19 protein-coding genes and 1 pseudogene are annotated in these 17,555 nt (G+C 50.6%); 3 read left to right on the forward strand and 17 right to left on the reverse strand.

What is annotated here, in order from left to right; all coding sequences use genetic code 11:
* The 15 genes and pseudogenes from C2M34_RS15920 to C2M34_RS10375 all read right to left on the reverse strand — a co-directional run.
* A pseudogene (locus C2M34_RS15920) lies at positions 1-210 on the reverse strand (transposase); the annotation flags it as partial.
* 256 nt (positions 211-466) lie between these two features.
* Positions 467-742, reverse strand: coding sequence for an HU family DNA-binding protein (locus tag C2M34_RS10310; protein WP_105201414.1), 276 nt, complete (start codon positions 740-742; stop codon positions 467-469).
* 122 nt (positions 743-864) lie between these two features.
* On the reverse strand, positions 865-1,383 hold the full coding sequence (locus C2M34_RS10315; protein WP_105258713.1) for a DUF3833 domain-containing protein: 519 nt from the start codon (positions 1,381-1,383) through the stop codon (positions 865-867).
* Positions 1,380-1,880: a chalcone isomerase family protein gene (locus tag C2M34_RS10320; RefSeq protein ID WP_105258714.1), complete on the reverse strand. Its 501-nt coding sequence runs from the start codon at positions 1,878-1,880 to the stop codon at positions 1,380-1,382. Before C2M34_RS10320 ends, C2M34_RS10315 begins: the two co-directional genes overlap by 4 nt.
* Before the next feature lie 14 nt (positions 1,881-1,894).
* Complete coding sequence (locus C2M34_RS10325; RefSeq protein WP_105258715.1) at positions 1,895-2,404, reverse strand: DUF2878 domain-containing protein; 510 nt, start codon at positions 2,402-2,404, stop codon at positions 1,895-1,897.
* Entirely contained in the window at positions 2,376-3,641 is a 1,266-nt protein-coding gene (locus C2M34_RS10330) for an SAM-dependent methyltransferase (RefSeq protein WP_105258716.1), read from the reverse strand. Before C2M34_RS10330 ends, C2M34_RS10325 begins: the two co-directional genes overlap by 29 nt.
* Complete coding sequence (locus C2M34_RS10335; RefSeq protein WP_105258872.1) at positions 3,641-4,354, reverse strand: DUF1365 domain-containing protein; 714 nt, start codon at positions 4,352-4,354, stop codon at positions 3,641-3,643. Before C2M34_RS10335 ends, C2M34_RS10330 begins: the two co-directional genes overlap by 1 nt.
* 58 nt (positions 4,355-4,412) lie before the next feature.
* Entirely contained in the window at positions 4,413-5,669 is a 1,257-nt protein-coding gene (locus C2M34_RS10340) for an NAD(P)/FAD-dependent oxidoreductase (protein ID WP_105201419.1), read from the reverse strand.
* Positions 5,666-6,373 (reverse strand): SDR family NAD(P)-dependent oxidoreductase, encoded by a 708-nt coding sequence (locus tag C2M34_RS10345; RefSeq protein WP_105258717.1) that lies wholly within the window; start codon positions 6,371-6,373, stop codon positions 5,666-5,668. The genes C2M34_RS10340 and C2M34_RS10345 overlap by 4 nt, the downstream gene beginning before the upstream one ends.
* Positions 6,370-6,798 (reverse strand): nuclear transport factor 2 family protein, encoded by a 429-nt coding sequence (locus C2M34_RS10350; RefSeq protein ID WP_105258718.1) that lies wholly within the window; start codon positions 6,796-6,798, stop codon positions 6,370-6,372. The genes C2M34_RS10345 and C2M34_RS10350 overlap by 4 nt, the downstream gene beginning before the upstream one ends.
* Positions 6,791-8,188 carry a deoxyribodipyrimidine photo-lyase gene (phrB, locus tag C2M34_RS10355; RefSeq protein WP_105258719.1) on the reverse strand — a complete coding sequence of 466 codons (1,398 nt, stop codon included), beginning with the start codon at positions 8,186-8,188 and terminating at the stop codon, positions 6,791-6,793. The genes C2M34_RS10350 and phrB overlap by 8 nt, the downstream gene beginning before the upstream one ends.
* Positions 8,188-9,138 carry a YbgA family protein gene (locus C2M34_RS10360; protein ID WP_105258720.1) on the reverse strand — a complete coding sequence of 317 codons (951 nt, stop codon included), beginning with the start codon at positions 9,136-9,138 and terminating at the stop codon, positions 8,188-8,190. The genes phrB and C2M34_RS10360 overlap by 1 nt, the downstream gene beginning before the upstream one ends.
* Positions 9,138-9,827, reverse strand: coding sequence for a ChrR family anti-sigma-E factor (locus C2M34_RS10365; protein ID WP_105201424.1), 690 nt, complete (start codon positions 9,825-9,827; stop codon positions 9,138-9,140). The genes C2M34_RS10360 and C2M34_RS10365 overlap by 1 nt, the downstream gene beginning before the upstream one ends.
* Complete coding sequence (locus tag C2M34_RS10370) at positions 9,820-10,377, reverse strand: sigma-70 family RNA polymerase sigma factor (protein ID WP_234398811.1); 558 nt, start codon at positions 10,375-10,377, stop codon at positions 9,820-9,822. The genes C2M34_RS10365 and C2M34_RS10370 overlap by 8 nt, the downstream gene beginning before the upstream one ends.
* A gap of 471 nt (positions 10,378-10,848) precedes the next feature.
* Positions 10,849-11,121: a hypothetical protein gene (locus tag C2M34_RS10375; protein WP_105214120.1), complete on the reverse strand. Its 273-nt coding sequence runs from the start codon at positions 11,119-11,121 to the stop codon at positions 10,849-10,851.
* A gap of 305 nt (positions 11,122-11,426) precedes the next feature.
* On the opposite strand from C2M34_RS10375, the gene trhA reads away from it, so the two are divergent.
* Positions 11,427-12,053, forward strand: coding sequence for a PAQR family membrane homeostasis protein TrhA (gene trhA / locus C2M34_RS10380; RefSeq protein ID WP_105201427.1), 627 nt, complete (start codon positions 11,427-11,429; stop codon positions 12,051-12,053).
* Between the two features lie 3 nt (positions 12,054-12,056).
* Here the strand turns inward: trhA and C2M34_RS10385 are convergent, their stop codons facing one another.
* Both C2M34_RS10385 and C2M34_RS10390 read right to left on the reverse strand, forming a co-directional pair.
* Positions 12,057-12,365, reverse strand: coding sequence for an MGMT family protein (locus C2M34_RS10385; protein WP_325042614.1), 309 nt, complete (start codon positions 12,363-12,365; stop codon positions 12,057-12,059).
* Entirely contained in the window at positions 12,352-13,236 is an 885-nt protein-coding gene (locus tag C2M34_RS10390) for a LysR family transcriptional regulator (RefSeq protein ID WP_105258722.1), read from the reverse strand. Before C2M34_RS10390 ends, C2M34_RS10385 begins: the two co-directional genes overlap by 14 nt.
* A gap of 122 nt (positions 13,237-13,358) precedes the next feature.
* On the opposite strand from C2M34_RS10390, the gene C2M34_RS10395 reads away from it, so the two are divergent.
* The gene (locus tag C2M34_RS10395; RefSeq protein WP_105201429.1) at positions 13,359-14,444 is read left to right on the forward strand and encodes an efflux RND transporter periplasmic adaptor subunit; all 1,086 of its coding nucleotides are present in this window, start codon (positions 13,359-13,361) and stop codon (positions 14,442-14,444) included.
* Positions 14,445-17,501 carry an efflux RND transporter permease subunit gene (locus C2M34_RS10400; RefSeq protein WP_105258723.1) on the forward strand — a complete coding sequence of 1,019 codons (3,057 nt, stop codon included), beginning with the start codon at positions 14,445-14,447 and terminating at the stop codon, positions 17,499-17,501.
* The last annotated feature ends 54 nt before the right edge of the window (positions 17,502-17,555 follow it).

Here is a 17,555-nt window from a genome sequence, read left to right on the forward strand (position 1 = left end):
ATTACTCATCACCGCATAGGCACACACATCTATGCAGAAAATACGAGCCAGCTGCAGCAGTTTGCTTTCAACCCAATCGCGACGATGTTCATAAGAGCGGCCGGTCAATGCATCTTCACCACATAAAAAGGCGCGCCGTACACAGCGAGAAATACAGTGATAATAAGGGGTGTCAGCCAGGCTGATTTGGCTTTTCCGAGGCGTTGCCATGATTCACTCCTCCTTGAGTAGAACCCTCAAAGTGTAGTCAAGGAGTCCGTAAGTGTGAAATCTTAGAGTGGGTGTCTTAGTTAATTTTTTTGAGATGGGTGTCTTAGTTAATTTGCTGTATCTGCCACCGTCAGTTATTCGCTCTCAGCAGCCTTCGAATATAAATATGAATACTGACCCATAACAGTCTTGTTTTGCCAAACAACAGGCATAAAAAAAGGGCGTTAACGCCCTTTTTCAACAGTATTCTTTACTATTAAGAATTAACTGAATCTTTAAGACCTTTACCTGGCTTGAAGCTAGGAATGTTCGCAGCCGCGATTTGGATTTCCGCGCCTGTTTGCGGGTTGCGGCCTGTACGAGCAGCACGCTCTTTTACAGTGAAAGTACCGAAACCAACTAGCGCAACAGAGTTACCGTCTTTCAAAGAGTCAGTTACTGCACCAGTGAATGCATCCAGCGCACGGCTCGCCGCTGCTTTTGAGATTTCAGCATCGTTGGCGATTTTTTCGACTAATTGAGCTTTGTTCATTGTTTGATTCCTATTCGTTATTTTTTTTGCCTTAGCAAGACCTATATTTAAGTATTTTTATTGACTTGGCAACTGCAAACCACACATTTTTGAGAAAAAACTTCATAAAAATGGGCTATTTGTTAACGTTTTTCGATAACTAGCGTGATTTCGCCAACTTCGACTCCAAACTTATCAATTGCGGTACGGTTGATCAACCTTGTTTCGGTGACAAGAAACATCCAGTCATCAAGGGCTACCGTGATGGTGTCATCGCCATAGGGGATACGCAAACTATACTGCCAGTGCAAGGCATTACCGACCACTTTCCCCTCGGCCTGCCCCACCACATCATCGGCGCGGCCAAACACCTTTCCATTTTCGCCCAGTTCCAGATACCAGACCCGTGTGCTCTGTTCACCATCTTGGTAATAAAACTGCTCATCAAGAATGCCCTTATTGCCATCCCATGAGCCCTGCATATCGACTTTGAAACGCCGGGTGACCATACCGCTGTAGTCCTGGACTATGCCATAGGCCACCAGCTCGCCGTTAAAAAAGCGCTTAAAGTCGAATTGCGGCTCTGTGCCTTCATAATCCTCTATGCTAACGCTGCAGGACACTAGCAGTATTAACAGTGGCAGTAATACTAGGTGTCTCATGGACGCCCTCCCAATAATTGCGCCCTAAGCCCGGGCTCTGTTGTCTGTGGCGATAGCCAGATTGAGGTAAAAGCGTCGCTAAACGCTGGGTCGTCAACCCGCTGCAATAACTCACCATTGAAGTAAAAGGCTCCCTGGCCGTTGGCATCGGTAACAAAGCTTAGCGTATCGCCCGAGCGAACATCAGGCCATAAGCCTTTGAGTAGCGTTTTGTAGGCCCGCACATACTCGGGTCTATCGAGCTTACGCCATTGGTCCAGTGTGGCTTTGGTGATGTCGTCGCCTTCAATATCTCGCAAATAGGTCAGCGACAAACGCATGGGGTGCTGCCCCTGGCGATAGTCACCTGTATCTGTCGCCAGCTCGGCGTGGTAGATATCCCAAAACAGGTAGCGCATCACGCCTTCGCCAACATCCTGCCACTTATCTGTGGTCGCCGTGGCCGGAAGCGCAAGCACAAAGGCTGATAACAGGATTACACTTTTCCAAGCATTCATAACGGTGCTCCTTATCAACTCGTATGTGTCACTACGTGTTTAAGGTGCCGATTGATCACTATCATAAGGGTAAAAGTAACGGCCCAGAGGCCACCATAAAGAACATAGAACTGCCACCAGGACACCCCTAAGGCAAAGATCTCAAAGTGCGCGGCGGTAATATAACTGGACGGGGCACAGAGCCAGCACAGCAGCAAGCATTGCCACCAAGGCAGGCCCTTAATAAAGGCCAAGGAATGATTGATGGTGAGGATCAGGGCCAGCCACAGTAATAAAAGCCAGGCCGGAACTGTGGCGTCGGCAAATTGTAACAACCCAAACCATTGGGCCAGTGCCTCACAGACAAAGGCCAGCACCAGGGTGCTACATAAATAGAGGTCGCGGCGGCGCTCTGACGACAGCCACAACATGATGAGCAGACACAGCGCCATTACCGGCAGTGCCCGCTGCTGGGCATAAAAAGCTGCCCACCAGCAGGTTTGAAACAATAAAAAGTTAGTAATGCAAAGCCAGCGCTGCGTCATTGGTTTTAAACCCTTGCTTGCGCGCAACTAGGTGCACAGTGCTGATAGCCCGCTGACGAAATGCGCCTTCACAATAGCCCAGGTAGTAGTGCCAGAGACGGTAAAATTGGGCATTAAATTTTGCCCCCTGTAATTGTGGCCAGGCTTTATCGAAACGCTCACGCCAATCGGCCAGGGTGCGAGCATAATGCAAACCAATATCGTGCAGTTCGTGCATCACCAACTCGGTGCCTTGGCGCAAATGACGACTCATCTCATCAATACTGACCAAGCAACCTCCGGGGAAAATATACTGCTGGATAAAGTCGGTCTGTTTGACGTAAGTATGATAACGCTGATCGTTGATGGTGATGGCTTGAAGCAGCATGGCACCATCGGGCTTAAGCAGGCTATTACATTTGGCGAAGAAACCACCGAGGTATTGATGGCCCACTGCTTCAATCATCTCGATGGATACCAGCTTGTCGTACTGCCCCTCGAGTAAACGGTAGTCCTGTTTCAGCAGGGTGATCTTGTCTTCAAGGCCCAGGGCTTTAATCTTATTCGCCACATAATCGTGCTGCTCTTCGGAAATGGTGGTGGTGGTAACATGCACGTCATAGTGCGTGGCGGCATAGATAGCAAAGGCGCCCCACCCGGTACCAATCTCTATGACTGTGTCGCCATCTTTGAGCTGCGCACGCTCGCAAATCAGCTTAAGCTTATGCTGCTGCGCCTGCTCGAGACTCGCTTCCTTGTGCGGATACACGGCACAGGAATAGAGCATTTCATTACTTAAAAAGGACTCGTACAGCTCGTTGCCTAAATCGTAATGAGCGACAATATTGCGTTTTGAGCCAGCACTGGAGTTACGGTTGCGCACATGTTTAAGGCGGTACGCAAGTCCACTTAGCAGCGCAAAGCGACGCTCAAAAGCGTCCAGCTGTGCCTGGTTTAATACAAATATTTCAATGAGTTTGGTGAGATTGTCACATTCCCAGTGACCTTCGATGTAAGACTCCGCCGCGCCTATGCTGCCGGAAAACGCAAAGGCCTGATACATCTGGGCGTCAACAACCTTGACCACAGCCTTAGGCTGCGCTGACTTATCACCAAAAGCATGCACCGGCTCGTCACGCTCATGAATCTCAATACAGCCGTGTTCCAGCGTATTGAACGCGGCAAAAACCAGACGCTTGGCTAACTTGATTTTCCAGCTTAAATTTGAATTTATTTTTACCTCGGTAACTCTATCCATCATTCTTTCCCAGGGTGAGCGTAAAAAGGCACTCGTTTCAAAAATAGTTTAACTGCTTGCCAGTAGATCCCTTTGACTATGCTCAGGCTCATCGCTGGAAAGCGCTTGAGCAATTCACTCACCGCCTGTTTTTCCAAGGCTCGGCGTTGCAGGCGCATGGTGGCATCGAACAACAGGGTTTCCTGACGCTTGTTCTCAATATGGATAAGCAAGGACTTGGGGAGCACTTTAACCACCCAGTGATATTGCATATCCAAATTCATAAAAGGAGATACGTGAAAGCGTTTCTTAAAGTTCACTTTGGCATGCAATTCAACTAAATAATAATGGCGCTCGTTCCAGGGCGTATTACTGACTTCTGCCATCATATGGGTAAACCCACTGGCGCCGCGCCGTTGAAAGAAATAGAAATTGGCGGGCGAAAAATACACCCCAAAACATCGCAATTGCCCAAGCAGGTATACGGACTCAACCTCGATGCTACTGTCTAACGTATGCAGCTGCTTAATTGCCCGTGTACTGACATCCCCTTCCTGCAATGGCACATAATCACTTTGCTTAAAGCGCAGTAACTTGGCTCTGCCCGATCCCAGTAGAGGATGAACGCCGTCCAGTTGCTCCGGGTGAGCGAGGTCGACCCACATCATATAAAGCGGATAATGAAAGTGATGAGACTTGGGCTCAAAGCGCCGATGACGGATATCGCCCAGCATAATGGCGCTTTGCCACAAAGCTTGCTGCGTTAATTCGGTCGTATCAAACGCCAGCGCGCTAGTCAAAATCGACTCCTAGTGCTTTGGCCACATCCACGGCGCTGCGCACGCCGTCTTCATGAAAGCCGTTATACCAATAGGCACCGCAAAAATACGTGTGCTGTTTACCATTGATCTCGTCACGACGTTGCTGAGCACGCAAACTCTGTTGGTTAAACACCGGATGATGATAGGTAAAGTGTCGCAAAATATGTTCCTCGGCGATAACCTCATCACCATTTAAGGTGACACACAGCGGTTGCTCAGAGCTAAGCCCTTGAAGAATATTCATATTATAGGTTACCACCGCAGCTCTATCGACATTATTGTCTAAGCGGTAATTCCAACTGGCCCAGGCCGCAGGGCGTTTGGGCAACAAGGAGCTGTCGGTGTGCAGGACCACGGAGTTGGCGGTATAGGGTATAGCGCCGAGCACCTGCTGCTCTGCCTCGCTGGCATCAGCCAGCAGGGCGAGTGCCTGATCCGAATGGCAGGCAAAGACCACGGCATCAAAGTGCTCGCTACGGCCATCATTAAGGTGAATGACTACCCCCTGCTCTTTGCGCTCTACCCTGTCTATATGGGCACCGAGTTCTATCTGCTCTTTAAAAGACTCGGTTAAAGGCGCTATATATTCGCGGGAACCACCGGGGATCACGTACCACTGGGGTCGGTTGGTGATATCCAACAAACCATGGTGGTAGAAAAAGCGCACGAAAAAGTCGATGGCAAAATCATTCATCTGCTTCAGGGAAGTGGACCAAATTGCCGCTCCCATGGGCAAAATATAGTGCTGGCGAAAGAAGTCATTAAAGCCGTGGCGATCCAAAAACTCCCCTAGAGTATCCCCCTGCTGAAAATCGCCCGACTTATACATGTCCTTACAAATGCGATTAAAGCGCACTATTTGCCATAACAAATGCCAGAACTTGGGGCGCAACAGATTGCGTCGCTGTGCAAACAAGGTGCTCAGGGTGTGACCATTGTATTCAAATCCCGTGTCGCAATGATGCACGCTAAAGCTCATTTGCGTCGGCTGCCGACCAATGCCTATCGAAGCCAGCAGCTTTTCAAATTTTGGGTAGGTGCGGTCGTTAAATACGATAAACCCGGTATCAACGGCCAGCGTTTGGCCGTCAATGGTTACATCCACCGTAGCCGTATGTCCGCCTATGTAGTTATTTTTTTCGAACACCTTTACCTGGTGTTTTTTTGCCAACAAGTGGGCACTGGTTAATCCGGCAATACCACTGCCGATGATGGCGATATTTTTCACCGTACCATTCCTTTTGCTATTCGTAACCACAGCGACGTGGGCAAGGCCCGCAGCGCTTTCAAAATAAGGGTAAAACGTTTGGGAAAATGAATCTCCGCCTGGCGCTTGTGCAGGCCGCGAACAATGCGCTTAGCTGCTTCTTCGGAGCTGATGGCCATGGGCATGGCGAAGTCGTTTTTGGCCGTTAAGGGCGTATGCACAAACCCAGGGTGGACCACACTTACATCAATATCTGGTAAATCAACGGCCAGAGTGCGAGCCAGATAAGTGGCCCCGGCCTTGGCGGCGCCGTAGGCCTCGGAGCGAGTAATGGGCAAGTAGGTCACACTGGAAGAGACGATGGCCAGCTGACCACCGGATTTAATCTTGCTCAGCAGCGCCTCCAAACAATAACCCAGGCTCAGCAAGTTGCCGCGGATCACCCGCTCAAATAGGGCGCTATCAAAATGTCGGGCATCGTCTATGTATTCGCATACCCCGGCATTGAGCACCACTAAATCCAGATCTTGGACGTCGGTGGTGACATCGGTGATTTGCGCCAAGTCCGTAACGTCGAAGCACAGCGGCGTAATCGATTCATGCTCGCCCAAACGTTGCAGTGCCTCGGCGTTGCGACCACAGGCATAAACCTGATGCTCCTTGGCATATAACAGCGCCAGGCTTTCGCCAATTCCCGAGGTAGCACCGGTGATCAATATCTTCATACGCCGCTCGCTCGCTTTTCAATAAACTTAATCAAACCGCCTAAGACCGGCAGGTTGCGATAAAGCAACTGGCCGACATCAAAGTAGTCGCGATGCATAATCACCTGCTCACCTTCAAATCGCAGCAGGCTATGACCATTTACCAACACCTCGCGCCCACCCTTGATACGGGGATGGCTAAACGCCATGGTCCAGTACAGGAAGGCCTGCTCTTCGCATTCAAAGCTGTCGCTGATGGTAAAGCTGCAGTCCTTGATATTGGCGTACAGATTGGCGAAGTATTGATGTAATTGGTCGCGGCCATGCAGCTCATGGAGCGGATCGATAAAATGAATATCCTGATGATAAATCGTATCGAGTAACGCCAGGTTATCTTTATCCAGACGCTGGTACATGGCGATAAAATCGGCAATGCGCTTACTCATGCTCAACCTTAAACCTTGCGAGTGCACGCGCACGCGCACTTTGGTGATCGACGATTGCCGGCCAGTAATCAATCCCTCCCACTTTTGCCATATACTGGTGCGGGAAATGGATCTCTTTAGTCGGCACCTTTTCTAGCTCTGGTAGATAGTTACGAATAAACTCACCGTCTGGATCAAAGCGTTTACTTTGGGTTATGGGATTAAAAATACGAAAGTAAGGCTGTGCGTCGCAGCCGGTACTGGCCGCCCATTGCCAGCCGCCGTTGTTGGACGCCAAATCGCCATCGATCAGATGACGCATAAAAAAGGCCTCACCACGACGCCAGTCGACTAACAAATGCTTGGTTAAAAAGCTTGCCACCACCATGCGCAAGCGATTGTGCATCCAGCCGGTACGCAGTAACTGGCGCATCGCCGCATCGACCAGGGGATAACCGGTTCGGCCCTCACACCAGGCCTTAAATCCGGCGTCATCATCCTGCCATTGCAGTGAGTCATACTTGGTGTTGAAATTTTTATGCTTACAGAGCTGTGGGAAGGCGACCAGTAAATGGCGGTAAAACTCACGCCAAATCAACTCGTTCACCCAGCTAAACAAATTACTTTTAGCGCTTTGCAAAATATCCGGGTGCCGTGATTGCAGTTGCACCAACAATTGCTTAATGCCCACTATGCCCAGGGCTAAATAGGGGCTCAGTCCGGAGGTGCCTTTGATGGCGGGGAAATCCCTGTCTTCGCTATAGTGTGGTAACTTCTCAGCGATAAAACGTTCGACGACTCCGGCAAGCGCCTCATCGTCCACCGGCCACTTGTGCGAGCTGCCATCCCAAGTTAAGCACTCGGGTCGCTGCCATTGGCCTTGAGTCTTAGTGCGAGGCCAAGCGGGTAAGCTAAACTGAGTGCATTCGTACTGCCGTAACCACTGGCGTTTAAAGGGCGTGAACACCTTAAACATCTCATTATTTTGCGTCGTGACCGTGCCCGGCGGGGCAATCACATCGCCATCAAACAAGTGAAATGCCACATTCTCCTGCGCGGCGACTTCAACACAAGACTTGTCTCTTGCGCGCTCATTCACTTCATACTCGCGATTGGCATACACACTGCTGCAAGACAAGGTTTGGCAAAGGTCCATTAACGCCGATGGCACCTCGGCAAACGCGGGAACGGCCAATACATGCAGTTGCACGCCATAGCCGCTGAGTTGCTGACCCAGGTAATCGACCCGACGTAATAATAAGTCACGCTGTATGGGTGCCATATCATGTGCTTGCCATTGCTGTTCGGTGACAAAAAAAACCGCATGCTCGGCACCTTGTTCGAGAGCGGCTATCAGTGCTTCATTACTAAATAGGCGCAAGTCGCGCCGAAACCAAAAAAGAGGTGTCATTAGATCCCGTATCTTAGTTTTAAGTCGTTGGGGTGAGGGTTAAAGTACACCTGTTGTGCCAAATAGGGGTTGGGATGCACGTTAAGCTGGTGTTTCAATAACGTCAATGGCACATACAAGGGCACCAAGCCCTGGCGGTAATCCTCAATGGCAGCACGTAGCTCTTCTTTTTCGCCCTTACTGAGATGACGCTTAAAGTAACCCTGCAAATGCATCAGGGTGTTGGTGTGCGCCTTGCGACTGGCTGGCTTTTTCAGCGCCGCCATCAGACCACTGATGTATTGCTCGGCGATGGACTCCAGCCCTTCACCTTGATGATGCCCAAGCAGTCGGCCTAAATCACGATAGGCCTGATAGTTGTGACTCATCAACAAATACTTATGCATGCCGTGAAAGCGCGTCAGCCGGTGCACGCTCAAGGGCTCGCGGCATAACTGCCGCCAGCTGTGATAGACATAAACGCGCATAACGAAATTCTCACGCAGGTGCATATCATTAAGGCGGCCATTTTCCTCACAGGGCAGTAACGGATTTGCTGCCATTATTTGCGCAGCAAAAAAGCCCACGCCCTCAGCGGTGTTGCCTGTTCCCTCTTCGTTAAACACCTTAATGCGCTCCATGCCGCAGCTCGGACTTTTGGCACAAAAGATGAAACCGTCGAGCGCAGAGCCATATTTGGCGCCGATACGCTGACCGTACTCGGTCAGTTTATCGCCTACATCACCTGTGCCGTCGGGACGGCACACAGTGATTACGTCCCCTTTACGCACCTGCCTGATCGTCGGTCTGGGTATGGGCAGACCAATGGCAACCTCGGGACAAAAAGGCACGTATTGCACATGCCTGGCCAGCTCATCCATACAAAAGTTAGAACGTTTATGGCCGCTATCGAAACGGACTTTTTCGCCGCTTAAGCAGGCACTGATGCCAATTTTTATGTCTTGGTTCATTAGTAGATCAGCTCACCAATAGGATTCAATAACTTACTCAGGCCCTTATTGAAGTGCAGCGCACTGTTCACCACCGCCAGACACAAACAACCGTGCTCTGTGTACGGAGTGTGCTGATGCCGGTGATCAAGCCACATAAAATCGCCGGGCTCATAAGTCCCCTGCTCATCGCTAAAACTGCCATCGAGCAGCAAGGTCAGCTCGAACCCGGTATGGGTATGTTCGGGAATAGTGCCGCCGGGGGCGATATACAACAGGCTGGTGCGCATGCTGCCCTCGTCCAGTTCCAGGCGAGAGCGCGCCAGTTTGCCCGCTTGCATAAAACGACCCATGCCAATATGGCTTAATGCCCGCGGCAAGGTGATGGTTTTGTCGCCAAAGCGCAGCTCCTTGGAGCTGGCAATACTGAAATCGTCACGCAGATCGTCGGCGGTGATGTCCGCTAGCATGGCGGCGTACTCGTCGCCCAGCGCATCCTCATTATGGCTTTGCTCATACGCGAGCTCCGACGCCTCAATTTGCTCATCGGCAAATGCACTGTGGGCACATTGCTGCTCAAGGGTGTCAGTGTGTTCGGCGCAGTGAGCACAGAGCTCCAGGTGCGCCGCAATGGCAACGCTGATGGAAGCCGGTAACGCCCCTTGCACATATTGCAGGAGTAATTCTGAGTTGGGGTGATACTTAATCATGCTCTGCTCCAAGGTAAGTTCTAAGCTTAGCTAAAGCCAATCGTAACCGTGATTTCACGGTACCCAACGGGACGCCTAGCTGCTGCGCCATTTGCTCTTGAGAGAGCTCTTGAAAATAAATCCCCTGCACCACTTCGCGCTGCGCCAGCGGTAGTTTGTCCAGGTGTTTTAGTAACAACTGAGTTTCGAGGTGGTCATCAAATTCAGCTGGCTCGGTGCTTTGCAAGGTCGGCCAAATGTCTTCACTGAGGTTATCTTCCTTGTTGCTACGCATCTTACGCAAAGCGTCGAACGACGCGTTACGCATGACGGTATAGACCCAGGTGGTCGCCGCGCCCTTGTCTGGATGATACAAGTGCGCCTTACGCCACACCGCGGTCATGGTGTCCTGCACCAATTCCATAGCCGCCGCCTCGTTATTAAACTGTTTAAAGCCAAACCGCTTAATCTTGGGTGCAAAATATTCAAACAAGCTGGCAAACGCGGCTTTATCGCGCTCAACGGCTACCTTGACCAAGGCATCGCTTAGATGCTCGGTTGACGACATCATGTTTTGTCCTTCACCTTGGCTTTCTTCCACCTTGTGGGAAAGCAGTGAATATTGCCGCCGATTCGGGACATTGGACGTTATTTGCAAGGCCATCTGCTATCTCAGTTAAAGGATTGATAGCTACCAATACGTCCACTGGCGAGCAATGATCACTTATTTATTAGATACTTACCAGTATGGCGAAGAAGCTGATATTGAGCAAAGGCAATGAACAAAAAATCCATTGTTTATTGTTAGTAATCAATAAGTAGGAAATTTAGAAAGGATGTGAGTAAGGCTTGGTTTGACTATAATTGTGCTCGGCCTAGAGGCAAAGGGGCCGGCCTATAGAGGACACAAAGGGTTTACCGAAAAGGGCTCGGTGGTAGGTACTACTTAGCCCACCAACCGAGTTGACGACAGAAGCTTAAGCCCAGGTAAGTGCCAAATAAGCTGGCTACGGGCAATAACATCAAGCCTAACAGTGCCAAATTAAGCGTCATGGTCATCACCTTTTTTTGGCGCTTCAGGTTGCGCTTGTGATTTAGCTTCGCCTTGACTTTGCAGCTCTTGCACATTGCTTTCAAACATGGCTTGAGTTGCTTTACTCAGCGCCGCCTTTTGCGTGCTGATCAGAGTTGCAAATGCCTCGTTGGCCGCCTCTTTAACCGCACGTTCAATATCGTCGGTTAGGCTGTTGGCATGAGCGCCCATACTTAGGGTTAAACTTGCTGCTAGGATTGCTGCTTTAGTAAATGTGTTCATAATGGTTGTCCTGTTGTGTGCCTGTTAACGTGTCATTAAGTTAGTCGCAATATCTATTTCAAAGGTTGTGCCAAGGTAAAAATATTTTTTATCTTGTTGTTTTTTAATAATTTAAATTTACTTTTCTAAATGCGCGGAATTGACAATCAAACTGAATTGACCAAAAAATAGCTTTTTTAACAGGTGAATTTGTGTTTTTAACCACAGTGGATTTGCAATAAATTTTCGGTGTACAAGTGTACGCTCAATAGTTATAGTCTGGCTTGTACCCATAGAACCCAGCGAACAAAAGCAAAGTGAGCCCTATGCAAATAAGCAGCTACTCAGCAGCAGAAGAAAAAATTAACTGGCTTAGTCATGGACTTGGCGCCCTGTTAGCCTTGGGCGCCCTGGTGGCCATGTTGATGATCAGTGAAAGCACCACGGCAATCATCTCCTCGACCATTTACGGCGCCAGCTTATTGTTGATGTTTGTCAGTTCCACCTGCTATCACGCCATCAGTCGCAGCAGCATTAAGGCAATTTTAAAAAAGCTGGATCACAGCGCCATTTACCTATTAATTGCCGGAACCTATACGCCCTTTTTGCTGTTGGCGCTGGGTGGCTATTGGGCCTGGGCGGGAATGTTGTGTATTTGGGGTTTGGCATTATTCGGGGTGATCTTTAAGCTCTGCGCCAAGGTGCCGCGCCCTCGAGTGTCACTGGCCACTTACTTGATCATGGGCTGGATAGCACTGGCTTTCGTCTACCCCTTGTATCTGGCCTTGCCGGGACCGGCACTTTGGTTGCTGGTACTGGGTGGGGTGATCTTTAGTCTGGGCACGGTATTTTATAGCGCCAAGCATCGCCAATACAGCCACGCTATTTGGCATGTTTTTGTGCTTGCCGCCTGCCTGTGCCACTTTCTCGCCATTTATTTATATGTGATTTAGGGGTTATAGCTTCCAGGCGAATTTGGCCATACTCACCTTGCCATTAGTAACCAGCACACCTTCGGCCAATAGCGCTTGTTGTTGGCGCATAAAACCATCGCTGCCTTCTGGAAATGAAATCTTACCCTGGCTATTGAGCACCCGGTGCCAGGGAATACGTGAACCAGAGGGTAATGTCTTTAGCGTATGACCCACAAAGCGGGCATAACCGGGTAAACCCGCCCTTTTCGCTACCTCGCCATAGCTGCATACTTTGCCCTTTGGAATGGCAGCCACCACCTGATAGATCATGGTTTTTTTATCCATGGGCAATGGCCTCCAAACGTTGCCATAGACTGCGAGCCACCGGGCCATGATGCGCCGAGTGACGTCGAAAGGCGCGGATCTGCGCTCTAAAGGAGTGCTCCCTGTCACTGAGCGTCAACACCTGTAGTTGCCCTGAATCTATTTCCTGACGGCATAAATCCAAGCACATCAGCGCCCAACCTGCGCCGTTAAGCAAGAGCGAGCGCAGCGCGAAAATGTCATCAACCTTAAGCTTGGCGACCTGGTTTAAAAACGGCATGCGCCCATGCTCAAAGGGCATATCGCTTTCATACATGGCGACACAAGGGTATTGCTGTAATTGTTTGTAGCTAAGGCGCGGCTCGCTGATAAGCTGTGGCGAGGCCACCAGCCCCACCTGAATTTCTCCCACGGGTATGCTTTCCAAATCGCCAGTGGCATGGAAAATATCGAACCAAGGGCCGATACCCAAATCCGACTGACCGCTGTTGACCTGCTCCAGGGCACTGAAACGCTTACCACTGTCGATGGCAAAATCGGTGTGGGGGAATTCATGGTAACAGGCTTTAAGTATGGCACTGAGCTCCTTGCCGACACACACCTGCTCGTAGCTCAAACGAAGCAAGGGCTCATTGCCATTGGCCAGCTCACTGCCAAATGCGCTGAGCTCCTGTAAATCCCGCAGCAGGTACTGGGCGCGGCGACAATAAGCCTGTCCCTGCTCGGTCAGAGAAAACCTATACCCGCTTCTGTCAACCACGGCAAAGCCCACCGCTTCTTCAATTTTTTTGACCGTCATGGTCAAGGCTGGTTGGGTTTTATGTAATTGTTCCGCCGCCTCGCTTAAAGAGCGGCTGCGCGAGAGTACGTCAAGAACCTGGAGCCATGCTAACTTCATAAGTAAATCTAATCTTGTTCAAAGATATTTATAATTTTAATTTTATCTTATCCTGCAGTAGTCTGTGTAGCAATAATGGCCACAATTCCAATCATTAAGATCATACTGGGAGTCTAAAATTTATGCGGCGTATCCTTTCTTTCACCCTGCTAGCCCTTAGCGCAGCACTTGTTGGCTGTAGCGAACCGACCGAGCAAAGCAAGCAACCCGCGCCTGTGCGTCCAGTTAAACTACTTACGGTGGGTCACAGCGATGAGAGCATGATGCGCAGTTTCCCCGCCGAGGTGGTGGCACACCAGGGCTCTTATCTGGCCTTTCGCGTAAACGGCGAACTGTTAGAGTTTCCTGTGCTGGCTGGTCAACAGGTGCAAAAAGGTGAGTTGCTGGCCAAACTCGACCCTCAAGACTTCCAACTGCAATACGATGAACGCAAAGCCCGTTATGATCTGGCAACTTCGCAATTAGAGCGGGTGCAGGCCTTATTCGACAAAAACATTGCCAGTCGTGCCGAGCTGGATCAGGCCGTGGCCAACGCCCGGGTGGCCGAGTCGGCTTTTAATATTGCCAAAACCAATTTAGAGAATTCCGAGTTAAGGGCGCCCTTTGCCGGCACAGTGGCCAAGGTGTTCGTAAAAAACTTTGAAAACATTCAGGCCAAACAGAATATTTTACGCCTGGAAACTCGGGATCTGATGGATGTGGAAATTCAGGTGCCGGAGAAACTGGTCGCGCGAGTCAATAAAGACACTCTCTATCAGCCAACGGTGATTTTCGATGGCTTCCCGGATAAATCCTATCAACTGAGCATCAAGGAATACGATACTCAGGCGGATCCTGCCACCCTCACCTACAAGGTGGTGTTTTCACTGCCGGTGCCAACAGACTTTAATCTGCTGGCGGGCATGACGGGGCACGTGTATATCGATGTCAGCAAGATCACCAAAGAAGTGAAAGCCTGGCATAAACTGCCCGCTGAGGCGGTGTTCTCAGACCCTGAGCAGGAAGCCGAGGACAACAGTTATGTTTGGGTTTATAACAGCGAAACCGCACAAGTGCATAAGCGTGCCGTAGTAGTCGGACAAATGCACCGCGACGGCATAGAAATTCGCTCTGGCATTGCATCCGGTGAGCAGGTGGTCGCCGCAGGCGTGCACTACCTGCAAGAAGGCATGCAGGTACGCCCTTGGCAAAAAGAGCGAGGGCTGTAAATGAATCTGGTTGCACTGGCCATTGAGCGCAAAGTTATCAGTTGGATGTTTGCGCTGTTTTTGCTGCTTGGCGGCATCTTTTCCTATTTATCTCTGGGGCAATTGGAAGATCCCGAATTCACCCTGAAAAAAGCCATGGTGATCACCGCCTACCCCGGCGCTTCCCCTCGTCAGGTAGAAGAAGAAGTAACCTACCCCATAGAGAATGCGATTCAAGAGCTGCCCTATGTGGATTATGTGACCTCCATTTCCTCCAATGGCAAAAGCCAGATCACGGTGGAGATGAAAAGCACCTACCGCAAGGAAGATCTTAAACAAATTTGGGATGAGCTACGCAGAAAGATCAATGACTTATCCTCATCCATGCCACCGGGTGTGTATCCCAGCAAGGTGATCGATGACTTTGGCGATGTCTATGGCGTAACCCTGGCCTTAACCGGCGATGGCTATTCCTATGACGAGCTTAAAGACTATGTCGACTTCCTAAAACGTGAGCTGGTGTTGGTGGAAGGCGTGGGCAAGGTAACGGTTGCCGGCGAGCAACAAAGCCAGGTGATAGTCGAGATGTCGACCCATAAACTGGCCCAGCTTGGACTTAGCCCCAATCATATTTACTCCCTCTTGCAGGCGCAAAATACCGTTTCCAATGCTGGCCGCGTTATGGTCGATGGGGAGTCTATTCGCCTGCACCCCACCGGCGAATTCGATGATGTCGCCGAGCTTGAGCATTTGCTTATCTCCAGCCCAGGTGCCAGTGAGCTTATTTATCTTGGCGATGTCGCCCGGGTGTACCGCGAATATGCCGAAGTGCCCAACCATATAGTGCGTTACAACGAGAAACAGGCGCTGCTCATTGGCCTTTCCTTCGCCAGTGGTGTCAATGTGGTCGATGTCGGCGCACGTATTGAGCATCATCTGCAAACCCTTGAATACCAGCGTCCACACGGCATGGAAATCGATGCCATCTACAATCAGCCGGCAGAGGTTGAAAGCTCGGTCTCGAGCTTTATTCTCAGCCTGTTTGAAGCTGTGGTCATAGTCATAGTGGTGCTGCTGGTGTTTATGGGTGTAAAAAGTGGCCTGCTGATCGGTGGCATCTTGCTGCTTACCGTACTCGGCACCTTTATTTTTATGGCCCTGTTCGACATTAACCTGCAACGCATTTCCCTTGGCGCCTTGATCATTGCCCTCGGGATGCTGGTCGACAACGCCATAGTGATCACCGAAGGCATTCTTATTAACCTTAAACGCGGACAGACCAAGTTGCAGGCGGCGGTTAACATAGTCGGTCAAACCAAGTGGCCCCTGCTTGGCGCCACCATAATCGCCATTACCGCCTTTGCGCCTATCGGGCTGAGCTCGGATGCCAGCGGTGAATTTGCCGGCAGTTTGTTTTGGGTCTTGTTTATCTCCTTGCTGCTTAGCTGGGTAACCGCCATTACCCTAACGCCGTTTTTCGCCGATATGATGTTTAGACAAAAGCAAAGTGACGATAATAGCGCCGATGACCCTTATCAGGGTGTGCTCTTTAGCGCCTACAAGTTTGTTCTTAGCCGCGCCATGCATTACGGTAAAACCACCATAGTCTTAATGTTACTCTTACTGATAGCCGCCTTGGTGGGCTTTAAATCGGTTAAACAATCCTTCTTCCCGGCCTCGAATACGCCCATGTTCTATATCGACTATTGGCACTATCAGGGCGCCGATATTCGCACCACAAGCCAAGGGGTGGCCAAGTTGGAGCATTTCCTGCGCAGCGATGAACTGGTCAGCGAAGTTACCAGCACCATAGGTCAGGGTGCGCCGCGTTTTATGCTCACCTATGCGCCGGAAAAACAATACCCGGCGTTTGCCCAGTTAATCGTGCGCGTGCGTGACCGCGACGCGGTCCTCACCATGATAGACAGGGTGCGTGCCTATGAACAGGCGCATATTACCGATGCCAAGCTTAAACTTAAACGCATGGAAATCGGCCCCTCCACCGATGCTAAAATCGAGGCACGCTTTTCCGGGCCCGACCCTGTAGTGCTGCGCCAACTTGGCGAGCAGGCCAAGAGCATCTTGGCGGCAGATGGCGGTGCCTTCCATATTCGTGATGACTGGCGTCAGCGCTCCAAGTTGATCCGTCCTATTCTGAACGAACAAAAGGCGCGCCGCCTAGGTATTAGCAAAAGCGATCTCGACCAATTGCTGCTAACCAGTGTCAGCGGTAAAACCGTGGGCCTGTATCGCGATGGCACTCAACTATTGCCTATTATTGCCCGCAGCCCCGCGGAGGAACGCCTTAATGTGGAAAGCCTGCGCGACCTGCAAATATACAGCCCGGTACTAAGGGTGTTTGTGCCCATCACCCAGGTGGTGGACGACTTTGTGGTGCATTGGGAAGATCCCTTGATCATGCGCCGCGACCGCAAACGCACCCTGACCGTGATGGCGGATCACGATCTCCTTGGCGATGAAACTCCGGCCAAACTCTTTACCCGTATTCGCGGCGACATCGAAGCCATTGCGCTACCTAAGGGCTATGAACTGCAATGGGGCGGCGAGTTTGAGTCTGCCAGCGATGCTCGCAGCGCCATCTTCGGCTCCTTGCCGCTGGGTTATTTGGCCATGTTTGTGATCACGGTTTTATTATTTAACTCGGTGCGTAAGCCCCTGGTTATTTGGGCCACTGTGCCGCTTGCCATCGTCGGGGTCAGTGCCGGATTGCTGAGCATGAATGCATCCTTTGGCTTTATGTCCTTGCTCGGGTTATTAAGCCTGTCTGGCATGCTGATTAAAAACGGTATAGTACTGCTCGATCAGATAAATTTAGAGCTGGCCTCGGGCAAAGACCCTTACCAGGCGGTATTTGACTCCGGCGTCTCCAGGGTTCGTCCGGTAGCCATGGCAGCGATCACCACCATATTGGGCATGATACCTTTGCTCTTTGATGTGTTCTTCAAGTCCATGGCGGTGACCATAATGTTCGGCCTTGGTTTTGCCACCATACTCACACTGATAGTGATCCCCGTGTTGTATTGCAAGTTCTTTGGCATCCATAGCCATAAGCGCTAAACACGATAAAGCCAGCCCTCGGGCTGGCTTTTTAATTGCGCTGGCGTTTTTCCG

This window comes from Pseudoalteromonas sp. T1lg88, assembly GCF_002964765.1.
Lineage (GTDB): Bacteria > Pseudomonadota > Gammaproteobacteria > Enterobacterales > Alteromonadaceae > Pseudoalteromonas.

Bases quoted from the DNA above. Each gene is read 5' to 3' on its own strand.
- C2M34_RS10310 (WP_105201414.1), bottom strand. From the start codon at position 742: ATGAACAAAGCTCAATTAGTCGAAAAAATCGCCAACGATGCTGAAATC.
- C2M34_RS10315 (WP_105258713.1), bottom strand. From the start codon at position 1,383: ATGAGACACCTAGTATTACTGCCACTGTTAATACTGCTAGTGTCCTGC.
- C2M34_RS10320 (WP_105258714.1), bottom strand. From the start codon at position 1,880: ATGAATGCTTGGAAAAGTGTAATCCTGTTATCAGCCTTTGTGCTTGCG.
- C2M34_RS10325 (WP_105258715.1), bottom strand. From the start codon at position 2,404: ATGACGCAGCGCTGGCTTTGCATTACTAACTTTTTATTGTTTCAAACC.
- C2M34_RS10330 (WP_105258716.1), bottom strand. From the start codon at position 3,641: ATGGATAGAGTTACCGAGGTAAAAATAAATTCAAATTTAAGCTGGAAA.
- C2M34_RS10335 (WP_105258872.1), bottom strand. From the start codon at position 4,354: ATGCTGGGCGATATCCGTCATCGGCGCTTTGAGCCCAAGTCTCATCAC.
- C2M34_RS10345 (WP_105258717.1), bottom strand. From the start codon at position 6,373: ATGAAGATATTGATCACCGGTGCTACCTCGGGAATTGGCGAAAGCCTG.
- C2M34_RS10350 (WP_105258718.1), bottom strand. From the start codon at position 6,798: ATGAGTAAGCGCATTGCCGATTTTATCGCCATGTACCAGCGTCTGGAT.
- phrB (WP_105258719.1), bottom strand. From the start codon at position 8,188: ATGACACCTCTTTTTTGGTTTCGGCGCGACTTGCGCCTATTTAGTAAT.
- C2M34_RS10360 (WP_105258720.1), bottom strand. From the start codon at position 9,138: ATGAACCAAGACATAAAAATTGGCATCAGTGCCTGCTTAAGCGGCGAA.
- C2M34_RS10365 (WP_105201424.1), bottom strand. From the start codon at position 9,827: ATGATTAAGTATCACCCCAACTCAGAATTACTCCTGCAATATGTGCAA.
- C2M34_RS10370 (WP_234398811.1), bottom strand. From the start codon at position 10,377: ATGATGTCGTCAACCGAGCATCTAAGCGATGCCTTGGTCAAGGTAGCC.
- C2M34_RS10375 (WP_105214120.1), bottom strand. From the start codon at position 11,121: ATGAACACATTTACTAAAGCAGCAATCCTAGCAGCAAGTTTAACCCTA.
- trhA (WP_105201427.1), top strand. From the start codon at position 11,427: ATGCAAATAAGCAGCTACTCAGCAGCAGAAGAAAAAATTAACTGGCTT.
- C2M34_RS10390 (WP_105258722.1), bottom strand. From the start codon at position 13,236: ATGAAGTTAGCATGGCTCCAGGTTCTTGACGTACTCTCGCGCAGCCGC.
- C2M34_RS10395 (WP_105201429.1), top strand. From the start codon at position 13,359: ATGCGGCGTATCCTTTCTTTCACCCTGCTAGCCCTTAGCGCAGCACTT.
- C2M34_RS10400 (WP_105258723.1), top strand. From the start codon at position 14,445: ATGAATCTGGTTGCACTGGCCATTGAGCGCAAAGTTATCAGTTGGATG.